This window comes from Hyalangium versicolor (genome assembly GCF_020103695.1).
GTDB lineage: Bacteria > Myxococcota > Myxococcia > Myxococcales > Myxococcaceae > Hyalangium > Hyalangium versicolor.
This window is the reverse complement of the sequence record NZ_JAHXBF010000046.1, coordinates 63,866-70,000: the sequence shown is the minus strand read 5'-3', so window position 1 is coordinate 70,000 and position 6,135 is coordinate 63,866. Positions and strand designations below refer to the sequence as shown.

General features: G+C 67.2%; 6 protein-coding genes. All 6 read left to right on the top strand.

What is annotated here, in order from left to right:
* Positions 1-1,870: methyl-accepting chemotaxis protein (locus KY501_RS49965; protein ID WP_224372628.1), on the top strand; the 1,870-nt coding region annotated here is incomplete at its 5' end.
* A gap of 2 nt (positions 1,871-1,872) precedes the next feature.
* A complete protein-coding gene (locus KY501_RS49960; RefSeq protein ID WP_224372627.1) occupies positions 1,873-2,415 on the top strand; it encodes a DUF350 domain-containing protein in 543 nt (180 codons plus the stop codon).
* Positions 2,416-2,423: 8 nt separating this feature from the next.
* A complete protein-coding gene (locus KY501_RS49955; RefSeq protein WP_224372626.1) occupies positions 2,424-3,314 on the top strand; it encodes a hypothetical protein in 891 nt (296 codons plus the stop codon).
* 96 nt (positions 3,315-3,410) lie between these two features.
* A complete protein-coding gene (locus tag KY501_RS49950; RefSeq protein WP_224372625.1) occupies positions 3,411-3,701 on the top strand; it encodes a hypothetical protein in 291 nt (96 codons plus the stop codon).
* Between the two features lie 160 nt (positions 3,702-3,861).
* A complete protein-coding gene (locus KY501_RS49945) occupies positions 3,862-4,914 on the top strand; it encodes a hypothetical protein (protein ID WP_224372624.1) in 1,053 nt (350 codons plus the stop codon).
* A 72-nt stretch (positions 4,915-4,986) separates the two neighbouring features.
* The gene (locus tag KY501_RS49940) at positions 4,987-6,135 is read left to right on the top strand and encodes an ATP-binding protein (protein ID WP_224372623.1); all 1,149 of its coding nucleotides are present in this window, start codon (positions 4,987-4,989) and stop codon (positions 6,133-6,135) included.

Sequence of the window (6,135 nt, the reverse complement as noted above, 5' to 3'; positions counted from 1 at the left end):
CATTCCCCTGCTGCTGCTGGGAGTGCTTTCCGCCCGCCAGCTCCAGCGGCTGCTCACCGCCGAGGTGCAGTCCACCCTGCGCGCGGAGACGGAGAACTTCTCGGACATCGTGCAGGACATGTTGGCCGAGCGAGAGGCCGATGTGCGGAGCTGGTCCGAGGACGCCATCGTCCGCGGCGCGCTCCTCTATGCCACATACAAGAAGAGCGACTCGGTGCTCAGCGTGCTTCAGCGGCGCTACCCTGTTTTCAAGGTCATCGTCCTCTTCACGCCGGACGGCAAGGCCGTCTCCGCCAGCGACGCGGCCCTGCTGACCCGCTATGCCGCACGGCCGGAGCTCATCGCACGCAGCACGTGGTTCCAGCAGGCCCTGGAGGAGCGGCTCACGGACGAGGCCGCCCTGGGCCAGGACGAGGTGCTGGGCCAACGGGTGCTGCGCTTCGCCATCCCCGTCACCTCGCCCGTGGACGGACATCCGATGGGGCTGCTGGTGGCGGCGTATGACTGGAACCTGCTCGAGGCCGAGGTGAAGCCCGCCATCGATCGGGCCACGGCTCGGGGCCAGAGCAGCCTCCGCCTGGCCATCGCGGACGCACGAGGCCAGTTGCTCTTCGGCCCTCGGTCGCTGGCGTCGGCCGTGGCTCCGTTGGCCGAGGCCGCGCTGGAGAATGACTCCGGCGTCGTGGAGTTCAGCGGCAAGGTGGGAGGCTTCCAGCGGGCGGCGAGCGAGAGCTTCCAGGGCTCGGACTGGCTGTACATCGCCGTCCTCGACCGGGACGAGGCCTACGCCCTGGTCCGCCAGTCCGTTCTGGCCGCGGTGTTGATGCTCGTGATTTTCGGGGGCGTGGCGCTGGTGGGCTCGTTCCTCATGGCCCGGCGCATGGTGCAGCCCATCCAAGCGCTCAACGAGGCAGTGGGCCGTATCGTTCGCGATGGAGACCTCACCCAGGAGATCCACGTGCACTCCACGGATGAGATCGGCCAGTTGGCGACATCCTTCGGAGCCATGGTGCGCAAGCTGCGTGAGGTGCCCTTGAGCCTCCAGGAATCCGCGCAGGTGCTCACCGCGGCGGTGAAGAACCTCACCACGTCCACGCAGGAGCAGAGCCAGGCCATCACCCAGCAGGCCTCGGCGCTCCAGGAGACCCAGGTGACGGCGCAGGAGATCAAGGAGACGTCCGTGGTGGCGGCGCAGAAGGCCGAGTCGGTGTTGGCGGTGGTGGACCGGGCGGATGACCTGTCCAAGGCGGGCAGCGTGGCCATCGAGGACAGCCTCTCCAACCTGGCGGACATCCGCGAGCGCGTGGGAGAGATCGCCGGGAAGATCAACGAGCTGTCGGCGCGCACCCTGCAGATTGGCAGCATCACCCAGACGGTGACGAAGCTGGCGGACCAGTCCAACATGCTGGCGCTCAACGCGGCCATCGAGGCGGTGCGCTCCGGAGAGCACGGCAAGGGCTTCAGCGTGGTGGCCAAGGAGATCCGCACCCTGGCGGACCAGTCCCTGAAGGCCACGGAGCGGGTGAACAAGATCCTCGAGGATGTGAGCATGGCCATCCGGGAGACGGTGCAGATCACCGAGAAGGGCGCCCAGCGGATGGAGGCGGGACTGGTGCAGGTGAAGACCTCCGGGGAGAACCTGCGCGAGCTGTCGACCATCGTCCGGGAGAACGCCTCGGCGGTGCGGCAGATCTCCGCGGCGGTGAGCCAGCAGAACGCGGGCGTCAGCCAGGTCTTCGCCGCGGTTTCCGACCTGAACCGGATGATGGAAGAGTCCGTGGCCCGACTGGACTCGACCCATCAGGCCACCGCTGAACTCCAGGCCGTCACGGAGCGGGTAGTCGGCATCGTGAAGAGCTACCGTGTCTAGGCATGAACCTCGCGCTCGTCCTGGTCGGACTGGTCAAGATCGTCTTCGGGGGCCTGGTGGCCGCCCTGGGCATCTGGCTCGCTTTCCGCGGCCTCAACCGCCTGCTCGGTACGGATGCGGTCGAGGACCTGCGCAAGGGCAACATTGCGGCGGGCATCGTCCATGCGGCCAGCCTGCTGGCGCTCGGGCTGCTGGTGCAGCACGCCATCCAGGCGACCTTTGATGCCGTGGATCTCACCCTGCGGACTCCGCCCTTCCAACCCGGGATGGTGGGAAAGCTCCTGCTCTTCGCCGTGCTCCATGTGGTGCTGTCGCTGGGCGTGGGCACCGGCGTGCTGGCCGTGGGGGTGATGCTGTTCGACAAGATGACCCCGGGCCTGGACGAGCTGGCCGAGGTCCGCCAGGGCAACGTCTCGCTGGCCCTGGTGCTGTCCGCCATCCTCATCGTCATTGCACTGCTCACCGCACCGGGACTCCAGGCCGCGCTCAACGGACTCATCCCCTTCCCGCAGCTGCCCGAAGGGATGCTGCGCGCGCCTGCGTGAGGAGGCCCATGGAACCTGCCTCCCCTGGAGCCTCGGAGTCAGACTCGCCCGGCGTCTCGATGCCGCCCCGGCGCGGCTGTCTCTCGTTCGTGGCCTTCGCGGTCTGCGGTGTCGTGCTCGTGCTGGACTGTCTGGGCTACCTGGGACCGGAAGACTTCGAGCCCTCCCCGCTCTCCTCCGAGGCAGCGGACCTGGGGATGGTGCTCCTGCCGCCCGGCATTCCTCCCACCCAGGTCCAGACGTACACCTGGAGGGTGGAGGGCCTGGAGCCCCGATGGCATCGGGTCATCTACGGGCTGGACACCTCGCTCGTCGACAAGATCGAACGCGACGAGGAGGCGCTGGGCAAACGGATGCACTTCCGCGCCATCAGCCGGGAACGCTTCACCTTCCGCGCTCCGCGAGAGTGCGAGGTGGACATGCGCTGCGTTTACGAAGAACTGATGCGCACCAACTCCGAGCCGGTGAAACAGCTCGGCCACCGCTTCCTCGCTTACATCCGTGACCACCAGCTCAGCTCCGAGCAGGCGGCGGACCTCATCATCGGCTTCGTGCAGCGCATCCACTATGAGCTGCCCCCCGTCGAGGTACCCTTCGGCGTCATTCCTCCGGCGCTGGTTCCCGCGAAGGACAGTGGCGACTGCGACTCGAAGGCCCTGCTCGCGGTGATGCTGCTGCAGCAGGCCGGCATCGACGCGGTCCTCCTCTATTCGGACCGGCTCGCGCACGCCGCCGTGGGAGTCGGGCTCCCGGGCAGTGGCACCGCGCTGCGCCGGGAAGGCCGCTCGTGGCGCTATGCCGAAGTGACCGCCGAGGGCTGGCCCATCGGGATGATTCCGCCGCAGTACGACAAACCTCAACTGTGGACGGTGATACCGCCGTTCTCCCAGGGCTCCTGAACCTCAAGGCAGGCAGGCGAGCGGGCCCTCTTTCTACCCTCGGGTTCCCAGGCCCCTGCGGGATGCGCAGCTTGGTGGGTCAGGAGGGAAGAACACATGCCCGAGAAACTGCCCAACTCGCCTCGAGGTCCAGTGAAGGAGCCCGAGCCTCGGAAGTCACCTCAACAGGAACCCGAGCGGGGACCGCCGGAGATTGAACCGCCCCGGCGGCACCACCCAGAGATCGAACCTCCTACCCGTCTGCCACCGGAGATCGAGCCGCCCCGGCATGAGCCTCCTCTGACGGAGCCTGGACGCCAGACCGAGCCAGAGGCCCAACCGCCGGGCATCCATGAGGCACCCGATCCGGACCAGGCACCTCCGGGACAGCCCATCATCATCGCATAGGCCGAGGCGTACGCTCCGGGTCTGAGGACCGCCTCCACGGGGCGTACGGGATGACCGCGCGAGCGATCTTTTCCGCCCTGCCCGCACGCAGGACGAGCAAGCACCGGAACGTGGGCATTCTGTTCTAGGCTTCACGCCTACCCACTTCCGCGTGCCCCGTATGCGCTCCCTGCCCGTTCCGCAAGCCCTCTGGAAGGCGCTCCTCGCTTCGATGCTGCTCGTGTTCGCACTGCCTGCCCCGGTGCAAGCGCAGACGAAGGCCAAGACGCAGACGAAGGCCAAGGCAAAGTCCAAGGCGAAGTCCAAGTCCAAATCCAAGGCGAAGACCGCTCCTGCCGAGCCGGAACAAACTCTGGAGCAGCCCGAGAAGTTGCAGGAGCAGGATCCCCAGAAGACGCAGGAGTTGACGCAGCAGAAGGAGCCGGAGAAGGCCCCCGCGTCCGAGAAGGCCCCCGCGTCCGAGAAGGCGGCGGCACAGCCCAAGGCTCAGGCCCAGCCGAAGCCCAAGGCTCCCGAGAAGGCTCCCGCTCCCAAGGTCGCGGAGCGGCCTCTGCCTCAGTCACAGGTGCAGGCCCAGGAGCGCGCCGAGGCCTCTGCCCGGCTGCGCATCGGTGTGGGGGTGGATCTCTTCACCGAGAACTCGCGGATGACAGGCGCGCAGATCATCAACACGTCGACTCGCGATGAATCCTTCGACTATGGCAACGCCACGTTCTTGTCGGCCACGCTCTCCATGAGCGTTCCGGCGCCCTTCGCCAAGGATCGGGCGCGCATTGGCGGCGCCATCCGGCTGTTCGGCAACTACGGCGCGGGGGGAGACCGGACGTTCGGCTTCGGCATGCTGGGCCAGGGATTGATCACGGGCGAGTATGGCCTGCCCGTCGCGGACAAGACGGAGGTCGTCTTCGGGGGCCGCGTGGGCCTGTCGCTGCTCATTCCAGGCCGCGACTTCAGCCAGGAGATCAACCGGCTCCAAGTCCAGGGCGTGGACGTGTGGAGCGTGCCGCGCGTCGGCTGGGTGGGAGGCCTGTCCGCGGGGGGCCGGCGCAGGATGAGCGATCACATCCTCCTGCGCGCGGATCTGTCCGCCCAGTTGGAGAAGATCTACCTCTTCTCCACGACCCAGGACATCGATGGGCTCAAGTTCGACAAGCACTGGAGCACCTTCGGCCTGCGGCTGGGACTCACGCTCGGAGTCGAGTTCGCGCTCTGAGCCCCGCTTCAAGCCTCCAGGAAGGCGGTACCAAGCCCGGCGTCCTACCCTGTGAGGTGGTAGCGTCCTTCCATGCCTCGTTGGTTCAACACGGCCGGGCCCTGCAACCCGGCCACTCATTACATGCTCCCAGCCTCGCGGCGCCTGCCCGAGGTGCGGCGGCTGATTGACCAGGAGGGGTACTTCGTCGTTCACGCGCCCCGGCAGGCAGGCAAGACGACCGCCCTGCTCTCGCTCGCGCAGGAACTCACCTCGGCGGGCCACCATCTGGCCGTCCTCGTCTCCATGGAAGTGGGCGCTGCCTTCCCCAACGACATTGGCGCCGCAGAGCTTGCCATCCTCGAGAGCTGGAAGGATGCACTGGAGACTCAGCTCCCGCCTGCGTTGCGCCCGCCTCCCTTCTCCGAGGCGCCCCCGGGCCGCAAGATTGGCACCGCACTCGCAACCTGGACTCGGACTGCGCCTAAACCCCTCGTTGTCTTCCTGGACGAAGTGGATGCATTGAGGGACGACGTGCTCGTCTCCGTGCTGCGGCAGCTGCGAGACGGCTACCGCAACCGCCCCAAACACTTCCCGACCTCGCTGGCCCTCATCGGCCTTCGGGACGTGCGCGACTACAAAGTGGCCTCCGATGATCGCGAGCACCTGGGCACCTCGAGCCCCTTCAACATCAAGGTGCGCTCGCTCACATTGCGCGACTTCACTGCCGATGAGGTGGCGGAACTCTACTCCCAGCACACCTCAGACACTGGCCAGCGCTTCGAGCCCGACGCCCTCACCCTTGCCTTCGAACTCACCCAGGGCCAGCCGTGGCTCGTCAATGCCCTGGCCAAGGTGGCCGTCGAGGAACTCGTCTCCGATATTTCCCAGCCCATCCGCCGCGCGGACATCGGACGCGCCAAGGCCGTGCTCATCGAACGCCAAGAAACGCACCTGGACAGCCTGGCCGAGCGCCTGCGAGAGCCGCGCATCCGCGCCATCCTGGAGCCCATGCTCGCCGGCACCATCCCCGGCGCCCTCCCTCCAGGTGATGTCCGCTTCGCCGTGGACCTGGGCCTCATCCGCATGACCGAGGCCGGAGCCTTCGATGTGACCAATCCCATCTATCGCGAGGTGGTGGTGCGCGAGTTGGCCTTCCCATCCCGCGCAGTGCTGCCTCCTGTTCTGTCACCGTCATCCGAGCCTGAGCAGCCGCGCGGCACGGCCTGCCCTCTGGCATAA

Excerpts from the sequence above, each read along its gene's own strand:
- KY501_RS49950 (WP_224372625.1), top strand. The coding sequence starts at position 3,411 with ATGCCCGAGAAACTGCCCAACTCGCCTCGAGGTCCAGTGAAGGAGCCC.
- KY501_RS49940 (WP_224372623.1), top strand. The coding sequence starts at position 4,987 with ATGCCTCGTTGGTTCAACACGGCCGGGCCCTGCAACCCGGCCACTCAT.
- KY501_RS49960 (WP_224372627.1), top strand. The coding sequence starts at position 1,873 with ATGAACCTCGCGCTCGTCCTGGTCGGACTGGTCAAGATCGTCTTCGGG.
- KY501_RS49945 (WP_224372624.1), top strand. The coding sequence starts at position 3,862 with ATGCGCTCCCTGCCCGTTCCGCAAGCCCTCTGGAAGGCGCTCCTCGCT.
- KY501_RS49955 (WP_224372626.1), top strand. The coding sequence starts at position 2,424 with ATGGAACCTGCCTCCCCTGGAGCCTCGGAGTCAGACTCGCCCGGCGTC.